Below are 25,128 nucleotides of genomic sequence, written 5' to 3' on the forward strand. Positions count from 1 at the left end.
GTCAATTGTTGATCTAGACGGACGAAAATGTCAACTTGGATTCGCAATGCGTGGATGGAAGCCGTGAAATTAAAGCGTCTGAGCGACATACGCCGCAAAGAGTTACGGCAGGCCGCTTTCGCGGTGCTGGAGCGCGAAGGTATCGCGGGTGCGACCCTCGAAAAGGTGGCCGCCCATGCCGGCGCCTCCAAGGGCATCGTGCTGCACTATTTCCGCAACAAGCAGGAGTTGTTCGAGCATGCGATGCGGGAAGCCAACGCCGTGCTGCGCGACGCGGTGGTCGCGCGGCTTCGCCTGGCACGGACGCCGATGGAGCGGCTCGATGCGGTGATCGAGGGCAATTTCGAGGCGCATCTGTTCCTGCCGCCTCTTTGTCACGCCTGGCTTTCGCTCTGCGCCGAGGTGCCGCGCGACGAGAAGCTGGCACGCATCCAGAAGGTGCTGCACGCGCGCATGCGCTCGAACCTGTTGTCCGCCCTGCACGGTCTTGCCTCACCGAGGGACGCCGACGACATCGCGCTCGGCGTCACCGCGCTGATCGACGGGCTCTGGCTGCGGCTAGGCCTGGAGCCGGGCAGCGTCTCGCGCGAACAGGCGATCCGCCAGGTCAGGGATTTTGTCACCGCGCGACTGGCCATGTGCGGCGCTGAAACGGTCAGCGCGTAAATCGGCCCGGCTTGCGAACCACATGCCGAGCAACAAACGCGCTTATGTGGCCGGCCAACCGATAGGGCGTTTGCGCCGCTGCCGACCGGATTTTAGATTGCCACCAGCGGCAGCATGATCCGCCAGGAGCTTCGCCCAGGCCGCCACGGCCGCCGAGCGCGTCAGGCGGGTCCGTGCGAAATGCTGTGCCTCCGCGGCCATTTCGGCTTCCAGCTTCGGATTGGTGCGCAGCCACTCGATGCGTTCGACCAGGTCCGACATGTCGCGCGCCACCGGAACATAGTGGCGAAACGCCTCGATATCGTCGAAGAACCACTCGCGCCACGGCCGATCCTGCAGGAACACCACGCGCTTGGTGTGGAGCAGCATCTTGAAGCGGCCACTGTAGCCCGCCCCTTCGATGTCGATCATGTACCTGTGGCTGGCAACCTGGTCTTCCATCGTCATGAATTTGCCGGAATACCGATTGGTAGCGACATCGTAGTTCGGCTCGGTATCATACGCCTCGATGAGGTCCGGACGGGCAGAAGCGATCTCGACGATGCGTCGGCGGGCAACGTTCATGCAGCGGCCCGCCCAAAACAATCTGTCATCGCGCGGCGGCGCTTCCGATGCGACCGCCATCGCCCGCGTCTTCTGGTCATAGTCGTCGAATTTCGCATCCGGCCAGCCATCGAAAACAAAGTCTGGCGCTGCTACCTCGCTATAGCCATCGGCTTGAGAGAAGGCGAAACGCGTGCGGAAACGGCGATATCTGCGGTGCGACGGCGTATCGCCAAGAAGCACATAGAAAGGGGGCAAGCTGCGGACGCCAAGGGATGCCAACGCCTCGGCTATCAAGGTCAGCACCTGCACATGCCTTTCAAGCCAGGCGGCACGGGAGCGCACCTTGAGCTTGCCGCCTTCGAAACGGCAGTGGATCTCGCCGCGATTGAGGCCGGACAGGAAGGGCCTGCCAATCTCGACCACGTCGACATCGATGGGGAGCGCTTTAAGTCCCATCTTGAGTGGTGCCATTTCTAAAGACGCTCTCCCCCCGACCCATTTCGATAACGCGGCTATCCCGTTGGCACCGCGGATGCAAGGGCTAGACAATCCCGGTGTCAACGCCATTGCCCCCGGCACGGTCGATACAGCCATGCGGCGCAAAACCGTCGACAATCTGCCGGCCGAGGTACAGGCGGAGCTGAAGGCCTATGTCGAGCACAGCTATCCGCTGGGCCGCATCGGCCGTCCCGACGACGACGACGGGATGGCTCTTATCTCGCCAGCAATGAGGCCGCGTGGACCAGCGGCGTGATCTTTGCGGTGGATGGTGGATATACAGCGGAGTGAGCACCGGCTGCCGGCCTCCGCGAGACCGGGCAGGCCGCGCGCATTGTAAAATACCAAACTCTATCTAGAAATAGAATTTTATATCAATTAACCATCCAAATAATCGGCCAATCGCGCCCCTTGTTGAATCAGAGTACATTTAGTGACCTTTTACATAGACGATAAATATTTCCCTTATTACCGGTTGGGGTTGCAAATGAATCTTTTGTTTGGATTTTCCGGGCGCATCGGACGTGGGCGGTGGTGGCTGGCTCAGTTTGCGGTGCTGATCCTGTTGGTTGTGACCGTTGCCGCCCTGGTCCATGTCAAAGGTGCATCGACCGGACACAGGCTAAGAGCGTTTCCCTCAGACAATCCAAGTGCCAATCTGGTGCTGCTCATCGGCGCTGCACTTTCACTCTGGGTAAATTTCGCCGCGACGATCAAGCGGTACCATGATCTCGACAAATCCGGCCGATGGTCCTTGCTGTTGTTCCTCCCCTATATCGGCGGACTATGGGTGCTCGTCGAATGCGGCTTCTTCTCCGGCTCAGACGGCAACAACGACTATGGTCCCCCACCCGGTGCGGAGGAATCGAGGAGCGACCTCGGCGCCCACATCTCCCGTATGGCGGCCGAACGCTCTGTGCGGCAGCAATCGCTATCCGCCAGGCCGGAACAGCGAGCCAGGGCGATGGATCCCGCAAATCCAGCGCCACAGGCGAGGCGCCCCACAGGTCCAACCGGATTTGGCCGCCGCGGCCTTTAGGTCAAGGAAGAAAGCTCCGCGAACATGCCGCGGGACCCTTCATAGGAAGCGTATTCTTCAACCGATTTGCATCCTCGCCGTCCGCAATCTCTGCTTGAAGCCATTTGTGCAACGCGATACGCCGTTGCCGACTTCGACAAGGAGAGACCCTGTGAGCACGCCAAAGACCAGAACCGAAACCGATACGTTCGGCCCCATCGAGGTCGCCGCCGACCGCTATTGGGGCGCGCAGGCGCAGCGCTCGCTGGGCAATTTCAAGATCGGTTGGGAAAAGCAGCCGGCTTCGATCGTGCGCGCGCTCGGCATTGTCAAACGGGCGGCGGCGGAAGCCAACATGGAGCTGAAGCGGCTCGATCCGGCGATCGGCAAGACGATTGTCGAGGCGGCGCAAGAGGTCATCGACGGCAAGCTCAATGACCATTTCCCGCTGGTGGTGTGGCAGACCGGCTCCGGTACCCAGTCCAACATGAACGCCAATGAGGTGATCTCCAACCGGGCAATCGAGATGCTTGGCGGCGTGATGGGGTCGAAGAAGCCGGTGCATCCCAACGACCACGTCAATATGAGCCAGTCGTCGAACGACACCTATCCGACGGCCATGCACATCGCCTGCGCCGAGCGCATCGTGCACGATCTGTTGCCGGCGCTGAAGCACCTGCACAAGGCGCTGGACGCCAAGGCCAGGGCGTTCAACCACATAATCAAGATCGGCCGCACGCATACGCAGGATGCCACTCCCCTCACCCTCGGCCAGGAATTTTCCGGCTATGCGGCGCAGGTCGCCTCCTCGATGAGGCGCATCGAAATGACGCTGCCCGGCCTGCAGGAATTGGCGCAGGGCGGCACCGCCGTCGGCACCGGCCTCAATGCGCCGGTCGGCTTCGCCGAGCGGGTGGCCGATCGCATCGCCGCCATCACCGGCATCGCCTTCGTCACCGCGCCGAACAAGTTCGAGGCGCTGGCGGCGCACGATTCCATGGTGTTCTCGCACGGCGCCATCAACGCCGCGGCCGCCGCACTCTTCAAGGTCGCCAACGACATCCGATTCCTCGGTTCGGGGCCCCGCTCGGGCCTCGGTGAATTGTCGCTCCCGGAAAACGAACCCGGCTCGTCGATCATGCCGGGCAAGGTCAACCCGACGCAGTGCGAGGCGATGACCCAGGTCTGCGTGCAGGTGTTCGGCAACAATGCCGCGCTGACCTTCGCCGGCAGCCAGGGGCATTTCGAGCTCAACGTCTACAATCCGCTGATGGCCTACAATTTCCTGCAGTCGGTGCAATTGCTCGCCGACGCGTCGGTATCCTTCACCGACAATTGCGTGGTCGGCATCGAGGCGCGGGAAGACAACATCAAGGCGGCGCTCGACCGCTCGCTGATGCTGGTGACGGCGCTCGCGCCAACCATCGGCTACGACAACGCCGCCAAGATCGCCAAGACGGCGCACAAGAACGGTACGACGCTGCGCGAGGAGGCGCTGGCCACCGGACTGGTCAGCGAGGCCGACTATGACCGACTGGTGCGGCCGGAGGATATGACGCATCCGGGGTAAGGTGTTTTGCGGCGGGAGAATTTACTCCCGTCACCGCATCATCCGACACGAATTTCGCGCTTCTTGGCCGATCATGGGAACATACGGCCTGTGAACGATGTGTCGCCGGATAGACGGCTTTGGTGAACAGTCGGCATTGTCTATCTGTGGGTCATTCAACCCATTCGGAGAGCCACCATGTCCATCAACACTTCCACCGCCGGCGCCGGCACCGCGTCGAACAGCTCTGTCACCATCCTGCTCGGCCGCATCCTGCTCGCGGTCATTTTCCTGCTTTCCGGCTTCGGCAAGCTGACCGCCATTTCCGGCACCGCCGCCTATTTCGGTGGCATCGGCCTGCCCCTGCCGACGGTAACGGCCGTCGTCGTAGGCCTGATCGAACTCCTCGGCGGCCTTGCCATTCTCGTCGGCTTCCAGACCAGGATCGCCGCCTGGGTGCTCGCCATATTCACGGTCGCCACCGGGCTGGTCGCCCACACCGGCTGGGCCGACCAGATGCAGATGATCCAGTTCCTCAAGAACCTCGCCATCACCGGCGGCTTCCTGCTGCTGGCTTCGTCTGGCGCCGGCGCCTATTCGATCGACGCCAAGCGCGGCTGAGCTTTTCCTCCAAAGCCTTGACAGAAGCGGCGCGGAATTTTTCGCGCCGCTTTTTCGTTGTCTGGAAATAGAAGGCGCGCCGGTTTCGGCCGCCGCCGCGCAGGCGTAGACTGCATGGCGGCCGGCTAGGCCCGATCGGGCGCCGGCAAGGGAGGTGGCCATGGCCCGCAACGCATTGCTTCTGATTTCGCGGCTGCTGTTTGCCGTGCTGTTCGTACCGTCCGGCTTCCAGGCGCTCGCCAATATCGCCGGCACGACGGGCTATTTTGCCGGCCTCGGCCTGCCGCTGCCCGCGCTTGCCGCCTGGGGCACGGGCCTGTTCGAGCTGATCGCCGGACTGCTGATCCTCATCGGTTTCCAGACCCGGATCGTGGCGCTGCTCTTGGCGGCCTTCTGCGTCGTTGCCGGCTTCATCGGCCATTACGGCCAGGGTGCCGACGATGCGACGCTCGCTTTTCTGCACCAGCAGATGCTGATGAAGGACATTGCGATATCAGGCGGCTTCCTGGCGCTGGCGATGGCCGGCGCCGGAGCCTGGTCGGCCGACGGACGTGATCCCGTCTAAGGCCCAGCCTACTTCACAGTCATGCTCGGCCCACCCTCTACCGCCAGCACGAGCCTGCGGTTGGTGATCCGCGCAAGTTGCGCCAGCCGGCCGGCAGGCCGCTCGCCGTAGAGATCGGCCAACGACGCCGGCAACACCAGCGCCAGCACGCCATTGCCGCGCTGCTCCCATTTCAGCCTGGGCATGATGCCGGGCATAGAGGCCGTGAGCAGATAGACCACGCGCATCATCGCCGCCAGCACGCGAGCGCGCTCGAGGTAGCGCGGCGTCGCCAGCGCCTTGATTTCCGGGGCGATCGATTCGTTGAAGATGCCGTCGTGACGATAGGCGCTGGCCAAAGCCAGGAAGGCTCGGCCGGGATGGTCGACGCCGAAGAAGGAGGCGTGGGCGATGATGTTGAGCGATTGCCTCCCCCGGTATTCCGGGTGCGCGCGCCAGCCGATGTCGGCCAGCAATGCGGCGGCGTGGCGGTAGCGCGCCTCGTCCTCGGTCTCATCGATGCCGAAGGCGGCAAAGGACTTGGCTGTCCAATCGACCAGCTCGTGCGCGTGGGTGACCGAGCGAGAGCGTAGCCGGGCGAGTTCCTCGGATGCCGAAATCAAAGGATCGGCCTTCTGCTCGGCTTCGTCGAGCAGCGAATAGAGGAAGCCTTCGCGCACGCCGAGTGCCGAAACAATGATCTTCGACGGCTGCATCGCCGCCATGATCTCCTGCAGCACGACAGCGCCGTAGGGCAGCAGCGAGCGCCGGTTCTTCGAGACGCCTTCGATCCCCTTGACCTTCTCGATCTCGGCCTTGGCTACCTGCTTGAGAAAGTTCGTCGCGCTGTCGGCGGACATTTCGTAGTGGTGCATGACGCCAAGCGGGTAGTTGGTCATCTCCATGTGCAGCCGGGCGAGGTTTCGCCAGGTGCCGCCGACGGCGTAGAAAGGCCGGCCCTGCCCGCCTTTCAACAGCTTGGCCCGCGCCAGCTCGTCACGCGCGATCTTCTGTGCCTGGGTGAGCGAGTTCTTTGCCATGTCCTGCAGGCGCAGGCCGCCCAGCGGCAGCGTTATGCCGTCGCCGATCACTTCGCCGGCCACGTCGACCAGTTCGAGACTGCCGCCGCCCAGATCGCCGGCGATGCCATTGGCCGGGTGGAAACCCGAAATGACGCCGAGCGCCGAATAATGGGCTTCCTGGCGCCCGCTGATCACGCGGATTTCGGTTTTCAGCACCTCCTCGGCGCGGTGGATGAAGTCGGGACCGTTGATCGCCTCGCGGGCGGCGGCGGTGGCCAACACATACATGTGCTCGGCGCCGGCCTGGTCGGACAGCGCGCGAAAGCGGCGGAACTCCTCCATCGAGCGCGTCACCGCCTCGGGGTCGAGTTTGCCTGTGGAAACGATGCCCCGGCCGAGACCAGCCAGCATCTTTTCGTTGAACAGCATGGTCGGCGAGCGCGCCAGCCCTTCATAGACAACGAGGCGGATCGAATTCGACCCGATGTCGATGATGGACAGCGGTCGGCGGTCGTGCAGCCGGCCCTGGGAATCAGACAGCATCAGGTGGACGCTGCTGCGTTCTTCTTGCGGCGCTTGAACTGCGCGATGCGCTTGGGCGCATGCGACTTCAGCGCGTCACCCCGTCCGGACAGGCTCGGATTGGTCATGAAATATTCCTGCGCGTTGAACGGTTCCTCGCCCTCCTCCAGCACGACGCGCCGGGAGGTTCCATCAGCCAATACGTCGAAACTTTGCTGATTGTCCATGATGTTGCCCAGCATGATCTGGCCGAGCACCTGTTCATGCACAGTTGGATTGGTGATCGGCACCATGGTCTCGACGCGGCGGTCGAGATTGCGCGGCATGAGATCAGCCGAGGAGATATAGACGATCGCTTCGTCCGATGGCAGGCCGTGGCCATTGCCGAAGCAATAGATGCGACTGTGCTCGAGGAACCGGCCGACAATCGACTTGACCCTGATGTTTTCCGACAGGCCCGGCACCTGTGGCCTGAGGCAGCATATGCCGCGCACCACGAGATCGATCTCGACACCGGCGCGGCTGGCATCATAGAGCGCATCGATGATGATCGGATCGACAAGCGCGTTCATCTTCATCCAAATGCGCGCCGGCTTTCCTTCGAGTGCATGAGCGACTTCGTCGGAAATGTGCTGGAGGATGCGGTTGCGCAGCGTGAACGGCGAGATCGCCAGCCGCATTTCGGCGGTCGGCTCGGCATAGCCGGTGATGAAATTGAACAACTGGGCGACGTCGCGGGCGATCGTCGGGTCGGTGGTGAAGAAGGACAGGTCGGTGTAGATGCGCGCGGTGACCGGATGGTAATTGCCGGTGCCTAGATGCACGTAATTGCGCAGCTTGCCGTCCTCGCGCCGCACCACCAGCGACATTTTCGCGTGGGTCTTCAACTCGAGGAAGCCGAACACGACCTGGACGCCGGCGCGCTCGAGGTCACGGGCCCAGCGAATGTTGGCTTCCTCGTCGAAGCGCGCCTTGAGCTCGACAAGCGCGGTCACCGACTTGCCGGCCTCGGCCGCGTCGACCAGCGCGCGCACGATCGGGCTGTCGTTGGAGGTGCGGTAAAGCGTCTGCTTGATCGCCACCACTTCGGGATCGGCCATCGCCTGGCGCAGGAACTGCACCACCACGTCGAAGGATTCGTAGGGGTGATGGACGATGATGTCCTTCTCGCGGATGGCGGCAAAGCAGTCGCCGCCATGTTCGCGGATGCGTTCGGGAAAGCGCGGATTGTAGGGCGTGAACTTCAGGTCGTCGCGAGGAACGGAGACGATCTCGGAGATCTGGCTGAGCGCCAGCGGACCGGTCAGCACGCTGATGCGGCTGGACGAAACGCCAAGCTCGCCGGCGACGAAGTCCCGCAATTCGCTTGGCATCAGCTTGTCGAACTCGATGCGGATGACCGAACCGCGGCGTCGACGCTTCAGCGCCGTCTCGAACAGGCGCACGAGATCTTCCGACTCTTCCTCGACCTCGATATCGCTGTCGCGAATGATACGGAACGTGCCTGAGCCCTTGACCTCATAGCCGGGGAACAGCTTGCCGATATAGAGGCCGACCGCCTCCTCAAGCGGGATGAAGCGGACATGGCGCTTGCGGTCCGGCAGACGGATGAAGCGCTTCAGCGCCACTGGCAGGCGCAGAAGCGCGCTCATCTCCTCGCCGTTCTTGCGGTGGCGAAGCTGCAGCGCCATCGAGAAGCCGAGATTGGGAATGAACGGAAACGGATGCGCCGGGTCGATCGACAGCGGGGTGAGCACCGGGAACACCTGGTCCTGGAAATGCTCTTCCAGCCAGACCTTCTCGTCCTTGGTCAACGCATCTCGCGTGATGCTCTCGATGCCCTCCTTGTTGAGCAGCACGGTGAGCGCCGAAAGGCTCTTTTGCTGATCTTCCTGAAGCCGCTCGACCTCACGCAGCAATTGTTCGAGCTGCTGTTCGGGGGTGCGGCCATCGGGGCTCTTCAGCACGATGCCCTCGCGCACCTGGCCGGCGAGGCCGGCAACGCGCACCATGAAGAATTCGTCGAGATTGGCGGCCGAGATCGACAGGAAGCGGACACGCTCCAGCAGCGGATGATGGGTGTTCAGCGATTCTTCGAGCACGCGGCGGTTGAATTGCAGCCAGGAAAACTCGCGATTGACGAAACGGTCCGGATTGCCGCCCTCCGGACTTGCCGCCTCGATGTTGATGAATTCGCTCTGCACCGGCTTCAGTTCGTTCATGGTCCCTGCTCTTGCCCCGCCTCAGCCGGTTAACCGGCTTAACTTACCCTGTGGCAGGCTTTTGCGACAGTTCTCTGACAGGCTTTTGCGACAGTTTGATTTCATCGAACTTGCAAAGAGGCCTGATATGATCCAGATGCAGACGAGGCTGCGCTAAGGAGACGACGATGGCAGGCGGTTCCATTCCCCATTTCCAGAACGATGCCGGCCATCCGGCGATCGACATCGGGGTCAAGGAATTCATGTGCACGGGCGCAAACCCGCCTTTCGACCACCCGCATGTGTTTCTCGACATGGGTGACGATAATGAGAAAGTCTGTCCCTACTGCTCGACGCTCTACCGTTATTCGCCAAAGCTGAAGGCGACGGAAACGCTGCCGTCCGGCTGCCTCTACATCGACCAGGCCGCCTGATCTCCAGCGACCGGCAGCAAATGGACGACATACGCTCCCGGCAAGTCATCATCGCCGGGGCGGGCATCGCCGGGTTGACCGCGGCGCTGGCCTTCTCCGCACACGGCTATCCCGTGCAAGTGTTCGAACAGGCGCAGCGCATGGACGCGGTAGGCGCCGGCCTCCAGCTTTCTCCCAATGCAACGCGCATCCTTCGCCAGTTCGGCGTGCTCGACCGGTTGCTGCCAACAGCGGTGCGGCCCGAAGCGGTGGTGCTGAAGGATGCAGCCACGTTGCGGGAACTGGCGCGCGTGCCACTTGGACAGTCCGCTGAAGCGCGCTGGCGGGCGCCCTACCTCGTGGCTCACCGCGCCGACCTGCAGGCGGTGCTGATGGCGCGCGTTGCTGAGCTGCCGGACATTCAGCTCACCACCGGGGCGCGCGTCGGCGGCATTGCCATCGGCACCCATGGCATCACGGCAAGTGTCGAGATCGACGGTAAGACACTCGAGGTTGATGGAGCCCTGCTGGTCGGCGCCGATGGCGTCTGGTCGTCGGTGCGCGCACTTGTCGATTCGACCAGGGGGACGGTGTCGCCAAGAAGCCGTTTTTCCGGTGAGCTGGCCTGGCGTACCACTGTCGCGGTTGACAGCGCCGCCGGGCAAGCCTTTGCCGCGATCGGCGCGGCCGACTGTGTGACGACCTTTCTGCATGCTGGCTTCCATATGGTCGCCTATCCCGTCAGCAAGGGCGACGCCTTCAACCTCGTCGCCTTCACCAGGGGCGAGCGTATCGCCGAGGGCTGGTCCGGCCATGCCGATCCCGGCATCCTCGCCGCCGCAACGCGCGACACCGCGCCGGACCTTGCACGACTGCTGGAGATGGCAGGCTCGTGGCTGACCTGGCCACTCCACACGGTCGAGCAGAAGCAGCCCTGGACAATGCCGGAAGGCATCGCGCTGATCGGCGACGCGGCGCATGCGATGACGCCCTTCGCGGCACAAGGCGCGGCCATGGCGATCGAGGATGCGGCGACGCTTGCCGGCTCCTTTGCCGCCTTTCCCGCCGATCCAGCGCGAGGCCTCCTCGTCTGGGAAAATCTGCGGCGGCAGCGCGTCGCCAAAGTCGCCCGGCGCGGCGCCCTCAACCACCTCGCCTGGCATGCCGCGGGACCGGTGGCAATCGCCCGCAACCTGTTCCTGAAGATGCGCTCGCCGGAAAAGCTCGCGACGGATCTCGATTGGCTTTATGGCTGGCAAGCAAACTAGTTATACAGTCGCATCGACAGCCCGAGCGACACCGGCAGCGGGTTCCACCAGCCGGTCCGCAAGCCGGCGGTGCGCAGCGCAGCGGCGGTCCAGGTATTGCAGCCGACCAGCGCGTTGAAATGGCCTTTCGCTTCGTAGAAGCGGTCGAAGCTGGAATAGTGCGCATTCTCGATCACGACCGGACCGTTCGGCCCCTGCTGGAAGCTCGCCGCGATGAAATCGAGCAATGCCGCGAACCGGTGCTCACCAATGTCGAAGCCGGCGACATCGGGATGCGGTTCGACGATATCGCCGGCGACATCGACATGCATGACCGACGTGTCAAGCGTCAGCGCCTTCATCACCGGTACGGCTTTCAGCTGCGACCAGGTCGGTGTTTCCAGATAGAAGGCGCGGCCGCCCCAGCCAAAGACCAGATAGCGAACCTCGGGCGCGTCGGCCGGAAGGCCAGCGTCAGCCAGGAAGTGGAAGCGCTGGCGCACGGTGTCGTTCACCGGAATGGCGATGTCGGTATGGATGGGGTTCTTCAGCACCAATATGTGGCGCGTGCCCTCGCCCGCGGACGCCGCCGGCCAGAGCGGGCGCGGCACCAGCGTGCCGAGGGCCGCTGCAAGCACGATCGCCGCCAGCAACATGGAAAGGAACCGGAAGACCTTTCTCATCGATGACGCCCCCACCGCTCCGCCGACAAGCCGATCGATAAGAAAAAAGCCCGGCCGCATTGCGGCCGGGCTTCTCCTCGGTGTGAGCCGCTCAGTGCAGGATCTGTGACAGGAACAGTTTGGTGCGCTCGTGGCGTGGATGGTCGAAGAACTCGGCCGGCGTGTTCTGCTCGACGATCTGGCCCTGATCCATGAAGATGACGCGGTTGGCAACCTTGCGGGCAAAACCCATTTCGTGGGTGACGCACAGCATGGTCATGCCTTCCTCCGCCAGCCCCACCATCGTCTCCAGCACTTCCTTGATCATCTCCGGGTCGAGCGCCGAGGTCGGCTCATCGAACAGCATGATGCGCGGGTTCATGCACAGCGAGCGCGCAATCGCCACGCGCTGCTGCTGGCCGCCGGACAACTGGCCGGGATATTTGTTGGCCTGTTCCGGGATCTTCACGCGCTTGAGGAAGTGCATGGCGATTTCCTCGGCCTGCTTCTTCGGCGTCTTGCGCACCCAGATCGGCGCCAGCGTGCAATTCTCCAGGATGGTCAGGTGCGGGAACAGGTTGAAGTGCTGGAACACCATGCCGACCTCGCGGCGCACCTCATCGATCTTCTTCAGATCGTTGGTCAGTTCCTTGCCGTCGACGATGATCTTGCCCTTCTGGTGCTCTTCCAGCCGGTTGATGCAGCGGATCATGGTCGACTTGCCCGAGCCCGACGGGCCGCAGATGACGATGCGCTCACCGCGCATCACCTTCAAATTGATGTCCTTCAGCACGTGGAATTCGCCGTACCATTTGTGCATGGCGATGATGTCAATGGCGACATCGGTGTCGGAGATGTGCATCTTTGCGGCGTTGACCTTGATCTCTTCCGCGCTGACGGCATTTTCGGTGGCCATGACAGAATCCCCTTGTTCTTTTGTTTAGCGTTTGTGGCCGGTATCGAGCCGGCGTTCAGTGTACATTGAATAGCGCGACATGCCGAAGCAGAACAGCCAGAACACGAAGGCGGCGAACACGAGACCGGACCTAGCGGTCTGTGGCGTCGCCCAATTGGCGTCGGAGAAGTTCTGTTTGACGACGCCGAGCAGGTCGAACATCGAGATGATGAGAACCAGGCTGGTGTCCTTGAACATGCCGATGAAGGTGTTGACGATACCGGGGATGACCAGCTTCAACGCCTGCGGCAGCACGATCAGCCCCATCTTCTGCCAGTAGCCGAGGCCGAGCGAATCGGCGCCTTCATACTGGCCCTTCGGGATCGCCTGAAGACCGCCGCGCACGACTTCTGCCATGTAGGCGGCCGCGAAAAGCGACACGCCGATGAGCGCCCTGAGGAACTTGTCGAAGGTGACCCCAGCCGGCAGGAATAGCGGCAGCATGACGCTGACGAAGAACAGAACAGTGATCAGCGGGATGCCGCGCACCGTCTCGATGAAGATGATGCACAGCATCTTGACGATCGGCATCTTGGAGCGCCGGCCAAGCGCCAGCATCGTGCCGAGCGGCAACGACACGGCGATGCCGACGAAAGAGAGGCTGAGCGTCACCAGCAGGCCGCCCCATCGCGCGGTCTCGACATGCGGCAAGCCGAACATGTCGCCAACCAGCAGAATGAAGGCAACGATCGGCAGTGCCACAAACAGCAGGAGGGCGTTGAGGCCCTTGCGCGGCACGCGCGGAATCAGCATCGGCGCCAGCAACGCCACGAACAGGATGGCGACCAGAATCGGGCGCCAGCGCTCCTCGATCGGATAGGTGCCGAACATGAACTGGCCGAACTTGGCATTGACGAAGGCCCAGCAGGCACCACTCCAGCCGTCCTGCTGAATGCCGCCCTGAGCCACGGTGGTGCAAACGGTACGATCGGGTCCGGTCCATTGGGCGGAAAGAAAGGCCCAGTTGATGACCTGCGGCAGAATCATTGCCACGATGACAATGCCGAGGATCGTCAGGATGGTGTCCCCGGTGGTCGCGATCAGATTCTTGCGCACCCAGGCAACCGGCCCGCGTTCGCTCGTCGGCGCCCGCTCGGCCAACGCCATCTCGGTGCGCACCCAGGACAGATCGTGTTCCTGCATGGCCTTACCTTTCCACCAGCGCCATTCTGGCGTTGACCACGTTCATGACCGCCGAGGTCACCAGGCTGAGTATGAGGTAGGCGACCATCATGATCAGCACGCCCTCGACCGCCTGTCCGGTCTGGTTCAGGACCGTGCCGGCGGTCGCTGTCAGGTCCGGATAGCCGATTGCGATCGCCAGCGACGAGTTCTTGGTCAGGTTCAGATACTGGCTGGTCAGCGGCGGGATGACGATGCGCATGGCCTGCGGCACCACGACCAGCCGCAGGATTGACCCGGACCTCAAGCCAAGAGCGGCGGCCGCCTCTGTCTGGCCTTTGCTGACACCCCTGATGCCGGCGCGTACGATCTCGGCGATAAAGGCCGCCGTATAACAGGACAGAGCCAAATAGAGTGAAAGGAATTCCGGTTTAACCTGAAAACCGCCGGTCAGGTTGAACGTCGATTGCTTCGGAAAATCGAAGGTCACCGGAAAGCCGCTGAGCGCATAAGCCAGCAGCGGCAGGCCGACGATCAATCCCACGGAGGTCCAGAACACCGGAAATTGCTGGCCGGTCGTCAACTGCCGTTGACGTGCCCTGTGGGCAACGAACCACGCCATGGCGAGCGCGACGACGAGCGCAACCAGGATCAGCCACGAGCCGTCGCCCCAGATGGCGCTCGGAAAATAGAAGCCGCGCTGGTTGAGATAGGAACCGAACGGCAGGTGGATGCTGTCGCGCGGCGCCGGCAGCACGGCGAGCACGCCCGAATACCAGAAGAAAATGACCAGCAGCGGCGGGATGTTGCGGAAGACCTCGACATAAACCGTGCAGATCTTCTGGATCAGCCAGTTCTGCGACAGCCGCCCGATCCCGACGACAAAGCCGATGATGGTGGCGGTGATTATCCCCGCAACCGCGACGATGATCGTGTTGATTAGGCCGACGATGATCGCGCGGCCGTATGTCGAGTCCGACGTGTAGGCAATGGGCGTCTGGCTGATATCAAAGCCCGCGCGGCCCTTCAGGAAGGCGAAGCCGGACGCAATGTGCAGGCGCTGCAGATTGTCGATAACGTTGTTTACGACCCACCAGACGGAGCCGAACAGTAGGATGACCACAAGCGTCTGAAACACGAGGCTGCGTATTTTCGGGTCATTAATGAAGGAGCCGCGATTCGGCTCTTCGCTAAGAATTTCCTGCGAAGCCATGGACCATCCCCTGGAAAGAGAAACCGGGAGGCAAACGATCTGCCTCCCGGATCACGTTTCGATCAGCGGATCGGCGGACCATATTGCAGGCCGCCCTTGGTCCACAGCGCGTTGATGCCTCGCGCGATCTTGAGCGGGCTGCCGGAGCCGACATTGCGCTCGAACATTTCGCCGTAGTTGCCGACGGCCTTGATGATATTGACGACCCAGTCGTTGGAGAGGCCAAGATCAGACCCGTACTTGCCGTCGGGTTCCGTGCCGAGCATACGCTGGATGTTGGGATCGTTCGAAGTCTTCATCTCGTCGACATTCGCCTGCGTCACTCCGGCTTCCTCGGCGTTGAGCATCGCGAAATACGTCCATCTCACGATATGGGCCCACTGGTCATCGCCCTGGCGCACGGCCGGGCCGAGCGGCTCCTTGGAGATGATCTCTGGCAGCACGACATGGTCGGCCGGCGACGCCAGCGTCAGGCGGATGCCGTAGAGGCCAGATTGGTCGGTGGTGTAGACGTCGCAGCGGCCGGAGTCGTAAGCGGCGTTGACCTCTTCCAGCTTCTCGAAGACGACGGGATTGTACTCCATCTTGTTCTTCTTGAAGTAGTCGGCCAGGTTGAGCTCCGTGGTGGTACCGCTCTGCACGCAGACGGCAGCGCCCGAAAGCTGCAGCGCGGAGTTCACGCCTGGCAGCTTCTTGGCGTTGATCATGAAGCCCTGGCCGTCGTAGTAGGTGACGCCGACGAAATCCAGGCCGAGCGCGCTATCACGATTGCTCGTCCAAGTCGTGTTGCGCGACAGGAGATCGACCTCGCCCGACTGCAGCGCTGTGAAACGCTCCTTGGCGCTGAGCGGCGTGAACTTGACCTTGGAGCCATCGCCGAAGACCGCGGCCGCCACGGCGCGGCAGAAGTCGGCATCGAGGCCCTTCCAGTCGCCCTTGTCGTCCGGCGCGGAGAAGCCGGCCAGACCGGTCGAGACACCGCACTGGATGAAGCCTTTCGCCTTGACGGTATCGAGCGTGCCAGCCGACGCGGCTGACGCCATCAATCCAAGCGCGGCGGCGCCAAGAATGCCGATAGCAATATGTTTCATGACCCACATACCCTTTTCTGTTTTCAGGCAAACCCTGATCTTTTTCCCGCGTGAACGCAGCTCCCATCCCGGCCCATTCCCGGAATCCCGCATCGTAACCGACGCGCCGCCTCCCATTCACGAATGGCATCGAAGGCGATAATTCTTGTGAGGTCAAGGGAAATGACCGAATCCGAACGTGTTTGAAAATCGATTGCCTGAAATGCCCGAATTGCAGACAAACGCGCCCGCGATTTAGTCACGACGCAGATAAATTCGGCAAAGCTCATTCAACGCAGATGCGGGCCAGCGGCGAAATCCATCCCTGGCGGCGGCTTGGCGCCACTGAACTCAATCCGGGATGAATTGCACGTCCGAAGACTGTCATCGGAACCTGCTTTGTCAAAGCGCGCGAAAGACGAGCCAAGCCCCGGCGGCCACCATCAACACGCCGGAAATGCGCGGGATCAACTGCCCGCTCGTGACCGTCTTTTCCAGGAGAACGAGGAGGGAGATTCCGGCGATCCACAAGATGTTCATGACGCCGCCGACAAACAGCAGGGCCATCAGCACCCAGCAACAGCCCAGGCAATAAAGGCCGTGGTCGATCCCCAGCCGAAGCGCGCCGAGCGGGGCGGAGCGAAAACCGCCACGGCTCGCCAGGAACGAGATCGGCCCCTGACATTGGCGCAAGCAGGCGGCCTTGATCGGTGTCCATTGATAGAGGCCGGCACCGATCAGCACGATGCCGCCGAGTATCTTGCTGTCTGTCGCCATCGAGGGGTCGAGCAAGGCAAAGCGGCCGAGCAGCCATTGCGCGCTGGTTGCCGCGACGCTGAAGGCAATCCAGACGGTGAGATAGCCGGTAAAGAACCATCCGGTCGAAGCGATGGGCCGCCCATCCGCTTGCGCCTTGCGGCCGACGCCGGCATAGAGCAGCAGCATCGGCGCCACCGAAGGCGTCATCATGCCGACCATCATCACCGCCCACATCGTGAATATGAAGGCAAAATCGGCGGGTGCCCAGGCCCGGAAGCCGGGCGCAACGGCGGCGCCGATATCCATGCCGCCCGTGTCCGTGTTCGACATGTCCATTCCGGCCATGCCGCCACTCGCCTCGGCCGCCATCGGAGAAGCGGGCATGGCCATGTCGGTGGCAAGCCACAAGACATAGGCCCAGGCGAGCACGGCAATCCCCACGAGCGCAGCCATCACGACCACGCGGTCGCGCCGCAGCACCGCCTCGAGGGCCGTGTCGCTCATTGCATCAGGTCAATGCACGATGCCGCTCTGCGTAAGGTGCAGATTGGCGAAATGGCTGTGCGTGTCCGCTACTTCGAACTTGATCGGGCCAGTCGTCTTGGTCCAGCCACGGCCGATCTCGGCCATCGCGTATTCGAAGCCATGCGGCAGGTCGATGCGTGCCCTGTGCTCGCCGCCGGTGACCGGATTCTTGATCGGCTCGCCATGTCCTTCAGTCACGCCCTCGACGTGCAGCCGCCCGGTTCGCGCACCGACGTCGACCTCGAAGTCGATCGGGGCAAAGATCGGGTCATGGAATTTCTCGAGCGTGGTCGAAAAGACCTGGAATATCGTCGCGCCCGGTTCGGTATCCTGACCGCCCAGGATGCGAAGCAGTGCTTCACGCTGGGCCTCGCTTGCCCTCTCGTCGATAACCACCGCTGCTTCGCCCTTGCCGTGATGTATGGCGCCAGGCCAGCGGAAAATCCCGACGAACCGCAATCCATCGAGTTTCGTGCTCCCGTGATGGCCGCTTTCGATTTCCATGCCGGCAACCGCTTGACAGAACCCGTATGTGGGCAAAGCGTTGAACTGGCATGGGCAGCCATAGGCGCAATTGCAGTTGACGAATTCGCGCGCCTTCATCGTCCATTTGACGTCGGCCATGGTATTCCTCCCCTTGCCGCGCTTGGTGAGCGCGATACCCGGACCGCGGGATCAGGAGGTAACCGGCAAAACCATCCGGCCGCATCTGATCGAGGCAATCCGGCGATTAATATTAGAAGTTAATTATATATCTTTCACAGCTGCCCACAATAGGTCGACGGCGACGCCGCCGGCAGGCACTGCCGCCTGTGCCCAGCCGGACGCGAGATCGGCCCAGGCGAGGTCCTTTGGACCAGAATTGGCATATTCGAAGTCCATCCCTGGCGGACGGTGGGCTGTTGCACGGTCCATGGTGCCGCACTATGGCTAGCGCCTTGTCAAACAAGGCGAAGATGAAGAATGGCTAAGGACGGCAACGAGCAGGGTTCCGGCAAAATCGGCATCAACACGCGGCTTGCCCATTCGGGCAACAACCCGCACGACTATTTCGGCTTCGTCAATCCGCCTGTCGTGCACGCCTCGACGGTGCTGTTTCGCAATGCCGCCGCCATGGCAGATCGCAACCAGAAATACACTTACGGCACCCGCGGCACGCCAACGACGGACGCCCTTGCCCACGCCATTGACGCACTGGAAGGCTCGGCCGGCACGATCGTGGTGCCGTCGGGCCTCGCGGCGGTGACCATTCCGCTGCTCGCCTTCGTGTCGGCCGGCGATCACCTGCTGATCGTCGATACCGTCTATCACCCGACGCGCAACTTCGCCGACACGATGCTGAAGCGGCTGGGCGTCGAGGTCGAATACTACGCTCCCGGCGTCGGCGCCGGCATGGCGGCGCTGATCAGGCCCAACACCAAGGTGGTGTTCACGGAGTCGCCGGCCTCCAACACGTTCGAGGTGCAGGATATCCCTGCGATCGCCAAGGCGGCGCATGCGGCCGGCGCCATCGTTATGATGGACAACACATGGGCGACGCCGCTCTACTTCCGACCGCTCGACCACGGTGTCGACATCTCCATCCACGCGGCAACGAAGTATCCGGCCGGCCATTCGGACGTGCTGCTTGGCACGGTTTCGGCCAATGAGAGTCACTGGAAGCAGCTCTATGAGAGCTTCTGCACGCTCGGCTGCTGTGCCGGACCCGACGATGTCTACCAGGTCCTGCGCGGTCTGCGCACCATGGGCGTGCGTCTGGAACATCACCAGCGCAGCGCGCTCGCCATCGCGTCGTGGCTGGAAGGCCAGAAGGGCGTGGCGCGCGTGCTTCACCCTGCCCTTCCCAGCCACCCGGACCATGGCCTTTGGAAGCGCGACTTTTGCGGCTCGAGCGGCATCTTTTCGATCGTGCTTGCCGGCGGCGGCCAGAAGGAGCAGCACGCCTTCCTTGACGCGCTGCGGATCTTTGGGCTCGGCTATTCCTGGGGTGGCTATGAGAGCCTTGCGGTGCCGGTCTGGCTTGGCGACCGCGTCGTTGCAAAAGCCCCTTATGAAGGTCCGCTGATCCGCCTGCAGATCGGCCTCGAGGATGTCGACGACCTGAAAGCCGACATTTTGCGCGGTCTTGCCGCGGTGACAGCCTAACCGACCCGTACGGGCAGGCTGCCGGGCAGAATCAGGAACCGGCCGCAAAGCCTTGGCGCTGATGACAAAGCGCGAGCCGCTCGCGGCATCCCGTTGCAGCGCGTCGCGCAATATTATTCTGCCTTGCCGCGACTTTGCGGATTTGTTTGACTTTCAAAATCGTGAGTTCGGCTGCATTGCCTCTGTACGGTATTTCCGATCAATCCATTTCCAACAAAGCTCGTCATGGCCTTTCGTCTTTTTGTCCCCATCCTTGCCGGCGCGACATTACGAGAGCGGCTGCTCGCCTGCATCGGAGCCACCATCGGCATCGCGCTGACAGGTGTGATCAGCGGGCTGGCGATGGGCGGCGGTCCGCATGTGGCCCTGCTTGTGGCGCCGATGGGCGCCTCGGCCGTGCTTCTTTTCGCCGTGCCCGCGAGCCCGCTGGCGCAGCCCTGGTCGATCATCGGCGGCAATTCCATATCGGCGCTGGTCGGCGTGACGGTAGCGCATTTCGTCCATGATCCGGTATTTGCCTCGGGCCTCGCCGTGGCGCTCGCCATCGCGGCGATGTCGTTCACGCGCTGCCTGCATCCGCCAGGGGGCGCGGCGGCGCTGACGGGGGTGCTCGGCGGACCTGCCGTTGTCAGTGCGGGCTTCCTGTTCCCCTTCGTGCCGGTGGCCCTGAATTCGATCATCCTGGTCGCGCTGGGATTCCTTTTCCACAGACTGGCGCGGCGCAACTACCCGCATGTGGCCGCGCCCGCCACCAACAGCCACGGCACCGCCGATCCGCCGGCGCAGCAGCGCGTCGGCTTCCGGCCCGAGGATATCGACGCGGCACTGACCACGCTCGACGAGACTTTCGACATCGACCGCAACGACCTCGAACGGCTGCTGAGGCAGGTCGAGCTGCAGGCCATGGTGCGCGCGCAGCGGACGTTGTTATGCGAGGATATCATGTCCCGTGATGTGGTTTCGGTGCCCGAGCAGGCCACCGCCGACGAGGCGCGCCAGCAACTGCTCGATCACAATATCCGCACCTTGCCGGTGGTCGACGCCGGTGCAAGGCTGGTCGGCGCGGTCGGCCTGCGTGAACTGACGAAGGCAACCGACACGGTGAAAGGCGTGATGTCGAAGGCCGGCACCGCCTCGCCCGACACACCGGCAATGAGCCTGCTTCCCGTGCTGACCGACGGCCGCAGCCATGCCGTGGTCATCGTCGACGGCGAACGGCGCATTCTCGGCCTGATTACCCAGACCGATCTTCTTGCGGCGACCGCACGCGTGCAGGCCGCAGACAACGGATTGGCCGCGGCTTAAAATAGTGAAGCCGGATTGCTGAAATCCGGGAACCTTTTTCCGGCGAGCGCATCCAAACTGCAGTGAAGCGCCTGTTCGGGGAGATCCGGCCGCGATGAGCAAGCTCGCAATGCCCGCAACGACGCCCGAGATGGCCGAATGCCCTTCCGGCGACGTGCTGCTCGTGCAGCGGGCGCTGGCGCGCGACGCCGACGCCTTCCGCGTCATCATCAAGGCGAACAACCAGCGGCTTTACCGTATGGCGCGCGGCATCCTGCGCAACGACGCCGAAGCCGAGGACGTCGTCCAGGAGGCCTATGTCCGCGCCTTCGCCAATCTGCCGGCATTTCGCGGTGAATCCTCGCTCGCCACCTGGCTGTCGCGCATCGTCATCAACGAGGCGCTCGGAAGGCTGCGCAAGCAGCGCCACACCGTCGCGATGCCTGAAAACCCGGAAGCGCAGATCATCCGCTTTCCCCTCAATCCCAGCGACGACCCGGAGCGGACGATGGCGCAACGGCAGATTCTTGCACTTGTCGAGCGGGCGACCGACAGCCTGCCCGACATCTACCGCATGGTTTTCGTGGCTCGCGTCATCGAGGGCTTGAGCATTGAAGAGACCGCCCATTTGCTCGGGGTGCGGCCGGAGACAGTCAAGACAAGGCTGCACCGGGCGCGTACCCTGCTGCGCAAGGCGCTGGACGATGAGATCGGCCCGGTGCTGCTCGACGCCTTTCCCTTCGCCGGCCGCCGCTGCGACCGGCTGACCCTGGCCGTGATGAACCGGCTGGGCTTCGACTGATCCTTTACCGATTTTCCGGGAACGTTTGCGTCCGTCCAGCATCCAATCAGCGTCAATGGAAATGTGAGCCCGGCGCGTCTTCGCGGCCGGCCAAGGAGGATGCCATGTTCACCCGATATACCACCGCCCTCGCCGCCTTGCTTCTCGCCAGCGCTGCCCCGTTCGCGCAGGCCGCCGACAAGCCGACCGACCCGCAGATCGCCCATATCGCCTACACAGCGGGAGTCCTCGACATCGAGGCGGCGAAACTGGCGGTCAAGACATCGAAGAACAAGGAGGTCATTGCCTTCGCCAAGGACATGGAGCGCGACCATTCGGCGGTGAACAAGCAGGCCCTCGACCTGGTCAAGAAGCTCAAGGTCAAGCCCGAGGACAATGCCACCAGCCAGGCGCTGACGAAAGCGGCGAAAGAGGAACGTGCCAAGCTCGCCGAGCTGAAAGGCGCGGCCTTCGACAAGGCCTATATCGAGAATGAAGTGGCTTACCACAAGCAGGTCAACGGCGCGCTCGAAACGCTGCTCATCCCCTCGGCCAGCAATGCCGAGTTGAAGAGTCTGCTCGAGACCGGCTTGAAAATCTTCCAGGGGCATGAGCAGCATGCCGAACATGTCGCCGGCATGCTGAAATGAAAGCGGGTGCCTTGATCCGTCCTTGGTGGCTGGCCGTGCTGGTGCTTACGGCGGTGCCGGCGGCGGCCGCGACCATCGAGGTCACCATCGACAGGCTTGTCTTCTCGCCGGCGACCATCGAGGCGAAGGTCGGCGACACGATCGAGTGGGTGAACAAGGACGTGGTTGCCCACACTGCCACCGTGAAGGGCGGCTGGGAGGTGACGATCGCACCGAAAAAATCGGCGAGTCTGACGTTGAAGGCGCCGGGAGCGGTCGACTATTTCTGCCGCTTCCATCCCAACATGAGGGGTCATGTGAACGTGACGCCGTGATGCATTCGCGGCTGGCGGCGCAGAGCCGCCAGCCCTCACAGCGCGATCCAACCTTGCAGGAGCCGTCGCGTCTAATCGTGATGCGCCTTGACGCGGTGCCGGTGCGCGGCTTGCTTTGCCCGGTTGCCGCACTGCGCCATGCTGCACCAGCGGCGCCGATGGCCGCGTGTGTGGTCGACGAACAGCAGCGTGCAGGCCGGCCCCTCGCAGGCCTTCACCACTGAGAAATCCTCGGTACAGACGAACCGCGCCAGAGCTTCTCCGATCGGCAGCAGAAGCGCCTCCGGCGTGCGCCACTTACGGGTCGTCTGGAGCTGAAAAGGGATTTCATTACGCCCAGGCAGGTCTTTGTCGGCCAGGATGGGGGCGATCCGGGCAAAGATCTCGTCACGTTCGAGCAGGCGGTTGAGCGGCTCCAATTGCGCAAGATCCTGAGCGGCCAGTGGACGCCCCTTGTGTTCGCGCACGAACCCTCGGAACCATTCCCTGAGGCGCCGCGCCTGATCGGCGACCCTGTCGAGCTCGCCCGGCAGGGCTTGCTCGCGCATGGTCTCGAGCGCTTCGGGAGGCGCCAGCCGCGCCTGTCCGACCCAGTCCAGCAATCCCTCACCGTCCTTGATCCAGTCGACGGGGGTATCGAGGGGCGTCGCGATCGAATTGAGGAAATCCAGGCCGAGCGCATCACCGACAAAGATCGCAGAGGTCATCGCCACTCCATTTGCGCTTCGGCCCCGCCGAGTGCTCTGAACACAAATCAGTGATAACCCCTTCGAGGCTGATTGACAAGTTACCCTCGCGCCGAATAACCACTCTGAGTTACTTTAACAGGTTACACACATCAATCCGACCTAGAAGGAGATGCGAATGGTCGCCGCGCCCGACGTCAACTCGATATCGCGTCGAAGCGATGCGTGCCCGTGAAGGGTGGACCTGCGTCCCAGGCATCGGGCTTTCTGCCTTGACGTCAATAACCTTCTTAATGCCAATTTTTCGGTTACAGCAATGGAGAGAACTATGACCACCTATCGCAACGCCGATGTCGACGGCTTCAACATTTTCTATCGCGAGGCCGGTACACCAGGCGCGCCGAAGCTGCTGCTGTTGCATGGCTTCCCAAGTTCTAGCCACATGTTCCGCGACCTCATTCCGCGGCTTGCCGGCCGCTTCCATATCGTCGCGCCCGACCTGCCGGGATTCGGCCGCTCCGATATGCCGTCGCGTGAAAAATTTTCCTATACGTTCGACCATATTGCGCAAATCATCGACCGCTTCACTGAAGTGGTCGGCTTCGACCGCTACGCGCTCTACGTATTCGACTATGGCGCGCCGACCGGTTTTCGGCTGGCGGTGAAGCACCCCGAGCGTATCAGCGCGATCATCTCGCAGAACGGCAACGCCTACGAGGAAGGCCTGAGCGACGGCTGGAGCCCGATCCGCGCCTATTGGCACGACCCGTCGCCGGCCAACCGCGAAGCACTGCGCCCCACTTTCAAGCCCGACGCGATCGCCTGGCAGTACACGCATGGCGCACCGGCGGATCTGGTCTCGCCCGACGGCCATTCGCTGGACAGCTTCTATTTCGGCCGGCCGGATGCCGAGGAAGTACAGCTCGACCTGTTCGGCGACTACAAGAGCAATGTCGCGCTCTACCCAGCATTCCAGGCCTATTTCCGCACCCACAAGCCACCGTTCCTGGCGGTATGGGGCAAGAACGATCCGTTCTTCCTGCCACCGGGCGCCGAGGCGTTCAAGCGCGACATGCCGGACGCGGTAGTGCGGTTTATAGACACCGGCCATTTCGCGCTGGAAACGCATGCCGACGAGATCGCCAAGGCGATACTCGATTTCCTGTGCTGAACGGAAAGATGGGACTAGCCGTGTCGAACTCCGTCACCTCGCTGCTTTGCCCTGCCCCGCCGCCTGGTCGAGCCGCAGCGAGGCGCGCCTTGCCTCGTCCGGCCGCGAGATATGCGTCCACGAGCCATCGTAACCGGGTTTGCGCCGCTCGATCCATGCGTCCAGCCCTTCCCTGAGATCGGCGGTGGGAGCCATGCGGGCGAACTGCTCGGCCTCGACCAGCAGGCCTTCGGCGATGCTGAGGTTGATGCCGCGCGCCACCGCGTTGAGGATGCTTGCTATGGCCGGCCCGGAATGCCGCAGGACACGCCGGGCCAGATCAAAAGCCGCCGGCATCAGGTCCTGATGCGGGACGACCTCGTTGACGAGGCCAAGTTCGAGAGCCCGCGGTGGCGGGAACCAGTCGCCGGTCAGCAGCAATTCGAGCGCGCGCTTGCGTCCGGCCAGACGCGGCAGCCTTTGCGTGCCGCCGAATGTCGGCGGCATGGCGAGGTTGATCTCCGGCTTGGCGAACATCGCTCGGTCGCTGGCGATTGCCAGCGCCACGGCCTCGGTGATCTCGCAGCCGCCACCGAAAGCGATCCCGTTGACGGCGGCGATGATGGGCTTGCGGAAGGCCTCCAGCCGCGCCGTCAGCCTCTGGCCGCGCATGACGAAGTCGCGCAGCGCCACATCCGTGCCCGCGGCGACACTCGATGAGAATTCGTGGATGTCGCCACCGGCGGAAAAGGCACGGTCCCCCGCCCCGGTCAGGATGATGGCGCGAACCGCCTTGTCGGTCTCGATCGTGTCGAGGATCGCGAGCAGGCGATCGATCATGGCGCAGTTCAACGCGTTGAGTTTCTCCGGGCGGTTGAGGGAAAGGAGGGCAATCCCTTCCCGGGTCTGGTTCAGGACAAGGTCGGTCATTTGGGCTTCCTTCCAGCATGTCGATGGCCGGAAGG

The 25,128-nt window shown here is 62.8% G+C and carries 26 protein-coding genes; 14 read left to right on the forward strand and 12 right to left on the reverse strand.

Annotated features, from left to right (window positions below):
• Positions 1 to 27 precede the first annotated feature (27 nt).
• Positions 28 to 666, forward strand: a complete 639-nt coding sequence (gene betI / locus EB233_RS22805; protein ID WP_081294349.1) for a choline-binding transcriptional repressor BetI — start codon at positions 28 to 30, stop codon at positions 664 to 666.
• 42 nt (positions 667 to 708) lie between these two features.
• Here the strand turns inward: betI and EB233_RS22810 are convergent, their stop codons facing one another.
• On the reverse strand, positions 709 to 1,806 hold the full coding sequence (locus EB233_RS22810; protein WP_155765456.1) for a glycosyl transferase family 90: 1,098 nt from the start codon (positions 1,804 to 1,806) through the stop codon (positions 709 to 711).
• Here EB233_RS22810 and EB233_RS22815 point away from each other — a divergent pair.
• The 5 genes from EB233_RS22815 (at position 1,805) to EB233_RS22835 (ending at position 5,463) form a co-directional block, all read left to right on the forward strand.
• Complete coding sequence (locus EB233_RS22815) at positions 1,805 to 1,966, forward strand: hypothetical protein (RefSeq protein ID WP_244277827.1); 162 nt, start codon at positions 1,805 to 1,807, stop codon at positions 1,964 to 1,966. The genes EB233_RS22810 and EB233_RS22815 overlap by 2 nt on opposite strands.
• A gap of 177 nt (positions 1,967 to 2,143) precedes the next feature.
• Positions 2,144 to 2,749, forward strand: a complete 606-nt coding sequence (locus EB233_RS22820) for a DUF805 domain-containing protein (RefSeq protein ID WP_155765455.1) — start codon at positions 2,144 to 2,146, stop codon at positions 2,747 to 2,749.
• Between the two features lie 151 nt (positions 2,750 to 2,900).
• On the forward strand, positions 2,901 to 4,298 hold the full coding sequence (fumC, locus tag EB233_RS22825) for a class II fumarate hydratase (protein ID WP_064992157.1): 1,398 nt from the start codon (positions 2,901 to 2,903) through the stop codon (positions 4,296 to 4,298).
• Positions 4,299 to 4,475: 177 nt separating this feature from the next.
• The gene (locus tag EB233_RS22830; RefSeq protein ID WP_064992156.1) at positions 4,476 to 4,898 is read left to right on the forward strand and encodes a DoxX family protein; all 423 of its coding nucleotides are present in this window, start codon (positions 4,476 to 4,478) and stop codon (positions 4,896 to 4,898) included.
• A 160-nt stretch (positions 4,899 to 5,058) separates the two neighbouring features.
• Positions 5,059 to 5,463, forward strand: a complete 405-nt coding sequence (locus EB233_RS22835) for a DoxX family protein (RefSeq protein ID WP_064992155.1) — start codon at positions 5,059 to 5,061, stop codon at positions 5,461 to 5,463.
• Between the two features lie 8 nt (positions 5,464 to 5,471).
• Here the strand turns inward: EB233_RS22835 and ppx are convergent, their stop codons facing one another.
• Entirely contained in the window at positions 5,472 to 7,007 is a 1,536-nt protein-coding gene (ppx, locus tag EB233_RS22840; protein ID WP_064992154.1) for an exopolyphosphatase, read from the reverse strand.
• Complete coding sequence (locus tag EB233_RS22845) at positions 7,007 to 9,208, reverse strand: RNA degradosome polyphosphate kinase (RefSeq protein WP_064992153.1); 2,202 nt, start codon at positions 9,206 to 9,208, stop codon at positions 7,007 to 7,009. The genes ppx and EB233_RS22845 overlap by 1 nt, the downstream gene beginning before the upstream one ends.
• Before the next feature lie 167 nt (positions 9,209 to 9,375).
• Between EB233_RS22845 and EB233_RS22850 the strand changes: the two genes are divergently transcribed.
• Entirely contained in the window at positions 9,376 to 9,621 is a 246-nt protein-coding gene (locus EB233_RS22850; RefSeq protein WP_064992152.1) for a zinc-finger domain-containing protein, read from the forward strand.
• Between the two features lie 20 nt (positions 9,622 to 9,641).
• Positions 9,642 to 10,868 carry an FAD-dependent monooxygenase gene (locus EB233_RS22855; RefSeq protein WP_064992151.1) on the forward strand — a complete coding sequence of 409 codons (1,227 nt, stop codon included), beginning with the start codon at positions 9,642 to 9,644 and terminating at the stop codon, positions 10,866 to 10,868.
• Here EB233_RS22855 and EB233_RS22860 read toward each other — a convergent pair.
• From EB233_RS22860 to EB233_RS22890, 7 genes are all read right to left on the reverse strand, one after another.
• Positions 10,865 to 11,530 (reverse strand): TIGR02117 family protein, encoded by a 666-nt coding sequence (locus tag EB233_RS22860; RefSeq protein WP_064992150.1) that lies wholly within the window; start codon positions 11,528 to 11,530, stop codon positions 10,865 to 10,867. The genes EB233_RS22855 and EB233_RS22860 overlap by 4 nt on opposite strands.
• A 91-nt stretch (positions 11,531 to 11,621) precedes the next feature.
• Complete coding sequence (locus EB233_RS22865) at positions 11,622 to 12,371, reverse strand: amino acid ABC transporter ATP-binding protein (protein WP_031252160.1); 750 nt, start codon at positions 12,369 to 12,371, stop codon at positions 11,622 to 11,624.
• Positions 12,372 to 12,449: 78 nt separating this feature from the next.
• A complete protein-coding gene (locus tag EB233_RS22870) occupies positions 12,450 to 13,607 on the reverse strand; it encodes an amino acid ABC transporter permease (RefSeq protein ID WP_064992149.1) in 1,158 nt (385 codons plus the stop codon).
• Positions 13,608 to 13,611: 4 nt separating this feature from the next.
• The gene (locus tag EB233_RS22875) at positions 13,612 to 14,799 is read right to left on the reverse strand and encodes an amino acid ABC transporter permease (protein ID WP_064992148.1); all 1,188 of its coding nucleotides are present in this window, start codon (positions 14,797 to 14,799) and stop codon (positions 13,612 to 13,614) included.
• Positions 14,800 to 14,861: 62 nt separating this feature from the next.
• On the reverse strand, positions 14,862 to 15,890 hold the full coding sequence (locus tag EB233_RS22880; RefSeq protein WP_064992317.1) for an amino acid ABC transporter substrate-binding protein: 1,029 nt from the start codon (positions 15,888 to 15,890) through the stop codon (positions 14,862 to 14,864).
• Between the two features lie 381 nt (positions 15,891 to 16,271).
• Positions 16,272 to 17,132: a DUF2182 domain-containing protein gene (locus tag EB233_RS22885; RefSeq protein WP_064992147.1), complete on the reverse strand. Its 861-nt coding sequence runs from the start codon at positions 17,130 to 17,132 to the stop codon at positions 16,272 to 16,274.
• 9 nt (positions 17,133 to 17,141) lie between these two features.
• Positions 17,142 to 17,777, reverse strand: coding sequence for a DUF1326 domain-containing protein (locus tag EB233_RS22890; RefSeq protein ID WP_064992146.1), 636 nt, complete (start codon positions 17,775 to 17,777; stop codon positions 17,142 to 17,144).
• A gap of 339 nt (positions 17,778 to 18,116) precedes the next feature.
• Between EB233_RS22890 and EB233_RS22895 the strand changes: the two genes are divergently transcribed.
• The 5 genes from EB233_RS22895 to EB233_RS22915 all read left to right on the forward strand — a co-directional run bounded on the left by EB233_RS22895 (position 18,117) and on the right by EB233_RS22915 (position 22,327).
• A complete protein-coding gene (locus EB233_RS22895) occupies positions 18,117 to 19,298 on the forward strand; it encodes a cystathionine beta-lyase (protein WP_064992145.1) in 1,182 nt (393 codons plus the stop codon).
• A 225-nt stretch (positions 19,299 to 19,523) separates the two neighbouring features.
• Positions 19,524 to 20,603, forward strand: a complete 1,080-nt coding sequence (locus EB233_RS22900) for an HPP family protein (protein WP_064992144.1) — start codon at positions 19,524 to 19,526, stop codon at positions 20,601 to 20,603.
• A 94-nt stretch (positions 20,604 to 20,697) separates the two neighbouring features.
• A complete protein-coding gene (locus tag EB233_RS22905) occupies positions 20,698 to 21,384 on the forward strand; it encodes an RNA polymerase sigma factor (RefSeq protein WP_171892254.1) in 687 nt (228 codons plus the stop codon).
• Positions 21,385 to 21,488: 104 nt separating this feature from the next.
• Positions 21,489 to 22,013 (forward strand): DUF4142 domain-containing protein, encoded by a 525-nt coding sequence (locus EB233_RS22910; RefSeq protein ID WP_064992143.1) that lies wholly within the window; start codon positions 21,489 to 21,491, stop codon positions 22,011 to 22,013.
• Positions 22,010 to 22,327 (forward strand): cupredoxin domain-containing protein, encoded by a 318-nt coding sequence (locus EB233_RS22915; RefSeq protein WP_064992142.1) that lies wholly within the window; start codon positions 22,010 to 22,012, stop codon positions 22,325 to 22,327. The genes EB233_RS22910 and EB233_RS22915 overlap by 4 nt, the downstream gene beginning before the upstream one ends.
• A 71-nt stretch (positions 22,328 to 22,398) precedes the next feature.
• Here the strand turns inward: EB233_RS22915 and EB233_RS22920 are convergent, their stop codons facing one another.
• Positions 22,399 to 23,034 (reverse strand): CGNR zinc finger domain-containing protein, encoded by a 636-nt coding sequence (locus tag EB233_RS22920; RefSeq protein WP_064992141.1) that lies wholly within the window; start codon positions 23,032 to 23,034, stop codon positions 22,399 to 22,401.
• Between the two features lie 307 nt (positions 23,035 to 23,341).
• Here EB233_RS22920 and EB233_RS22925 point away from each other — a divergent pair, with 307 nt between their 5' ends.
• Positions 23,342 to 24,184: an alpha/beta fold hydrolase gene (locus tag EB233_RS22925; protein ID WP_064992140.1), complete on the forward strand. Its 843-nt coding sequence runs from the start codon at positions 23,342 to 23,344 to the stop codon at positions 24,182 to 24,184.
• 33 nt (positions 24,185 to 24,217) lie between these two features.
• On the opposite strand, the gene EB233_RS22930 is transcribed toward EB233_RS22925, so the two are convergent.
• Complete coding sequence (locus EB233_RS22930; protein ID WP_064992139.1) at positions 24,218 to 25,093, reverse strand: crotonase/enoyl-CoA hydratase family protein; 876 nt, start codon at positions 25,091 to 25,093, stop codon at positions 24,218 to 24,220.
• Positions 25,094 to 25,128: the final 35 nt, after the last annotated feature.

The sequence above is a fragment of the Mesorhizobium erdmanii genome (assembly GCF_013170725.1).
Taxonomy (GTDB): Bacteria; Pseudomonadota; Alphaproteobacteria; order Rhizobiales; family Rhizobiaceae; genus Mesorhizobium; species Mesorhizobium erdmanii.

What these genes read in the sequence shown, in the direction of transcription:
- betI (WP_081294349.1), top strand. Translation starts at nt 28, where the DNA reads ATGTCAACTTGGATTCGCAATGCGTGGATGGAAGCCGTGAAATTAAAG.
- EB233_RS22815 (WP_244277827.1), top strand. Translation starts at nt 1,805, where the DNA reads ATGCGGCGCAAAACCGTCGACAATCTGCCGGCCGAGGTACAGGCGGAG.
- EB233_RS22810 (WP_155765456.1), bottom strand. Translation starts at nt 1,806, where the DNA reads ATGGCTGTATCGACCGTGCCGGGGGCAATGGCGTTGACACCGGGATTG.
- EB233_RS22830 (WP_064992156.1), top strand. Translation starts at nt 4,476, where the DNA reads ATGTCCATCAACACTTCCACCGCCGGCGCCGGCACCGCGTCGAACAGC.
- EB233_RS22835 (WP_064992155.1), top strand. Translation starts at nt 5,059, where the DNA reads ATGGCCCGCAACGCATTGCTTCTGATTTCGCGGCTGCTGTTTGCCGTG.
- ppx (WP_064992154.1), bottom strand. Translation starts at nt 7,007, where the DNA reads ATGCTGTCTGATTCCCAGGGCCGGCTGCACGACCGCCGACCGCTGTCC.
- EB233_RS22845 (WP_064992153.1), bottom strand. Translation starts at nt 9,208, where the DNA reads ATGAACGAACTGAAGCCGGTGCAGAGCGAATTCATCAACATCGAGGCG.
- EB233_RS22850 (WP_064992152.1), top strand. Translation starts at nt 9,376, where the DNA reads ATGGCAGGCGGTTCCATTCCCCATTTCCAGAACGATGCCGGCCATCCG.
- EB233_RS22855 (WP_064992151.1), top strand. Translation starts at nt 9,642, where the DNA reads ATGGACGACATACGCTCCCGGCAAGTCATCATCGCCGGGGCGGGCATC.
- EB233_RS22860 (WP_064992150.1), bottom strand. Translation starts at nt 11,530, where the DNA reads ATGAGAAAGGTCTTCCGGTTCCTTTCCATGTTGCTGGCGGCGATCGTG.
- EB233_RS22865 (WP_031252160.1), bottom strand. Translation starts at nt 12,371, where the DNA reads ATGCACATCTCCGACACCGATGTCGCCATTGACATCATCGCCATGCAC.
- EB233_RS22870 (WP_064992149.1), bottom strand. Translation starts at nt 13,607, where the DNA reads ATGCAGGAACACGATCTGTCCTGGGTGCGCACCGAGATGGCGTTGGCC.
- EB233_RS22875 (WP_064992148.1), bottom strand. Translation starts at nt 14,799, where the DNA reads ATGGCTTCGCAGGAAATTCTTAGCGAAGAGCCGAATCGCGGCTCCTTC.
- EB233_RS22880 (WP_064992317.1), bottom strand. Translation starts at nt 15,890, where the DNA reads ATGAAACATATTGCTATCGGCATTCTTGGCGCCGCCGCGCTTGGATTG.
- EB233_RS22885 (WP_064992147.1), bottom strand. Translation starts at nt 17,132, where the DNA reads ATGAGCGACACGGCCCTCGAGGCGGTGCTGCGGCGCGACCGCGTGGTC.
- EB233_RS22890 (WP_064992146.1), bottom strand. Translation starts at nt 17,777, where the DNA reads ATGGCCGACGTCAAATGGACGATGAAGGCGCGCGAATTCGTCAACTGC.
- EB233_RS22895 (WP_064992145.1), top strand. Translation starts at nt 18,117, where the DNA reads ATGGCTAAGGACGGCAACGAGCAGGGTTCCGGCAAAATCGGCATCAAC.
- EB233_RS22900 (WP_064992144.1), top strand. Translation starts at nt 19,524, where the DNA reads ATGGCCTTTCGTCTTTTTGTCCCCATCCTTGCCGGCGCGACATTACGA.
- EB233_RS22905 (WP_171892254.1), top strand. Translation starts at nt 20,698, where the DNA reads ATGAGCAAGCTCGCAATGCCCGCAACGACGCCCGAGATGGCCGAATGC.
- EB233_RS22910 (WP_064992143.1), top strand. Translation starts at nt 21,489, where the DNA reads ATGTTCACCCGATATACCACCGCCCTCGCCGCCTTGCTTCTCGCCAGC.
- EB233_RS22915 (WP_064992142.1), top strand. Translation starts at nt 22,010, where the DNA reads ATGAAAGCGGGTGCCTTGATCCGTCCTTGGTGGCTGGCCGTGCTGGTG.
- EB233_RS22920 (WP_064992141.1), bottom strand. Translation starts at nt 23,034, where the DNA reads ATGACCTCTGCGATCTTTGTCGGTGATGCGCTCGGCCTGGATTTCCTC.
- EB233_RS22925 (WP_064992140.1), top strand. Translation starts at nt 23,342, where the DNA reads ATGACCACCTATCGCAACGCCGATGTCGACGGCTTCAACATTTTCTAT.
- EB233_RS22930 (WP_064992139.1), bottom strand. Translation starts at nt 25,093, where the DNA reads ATGACCGACCTTGTCCTGAACCAGACCCGGGAAGGGATTGCCCTCCTT.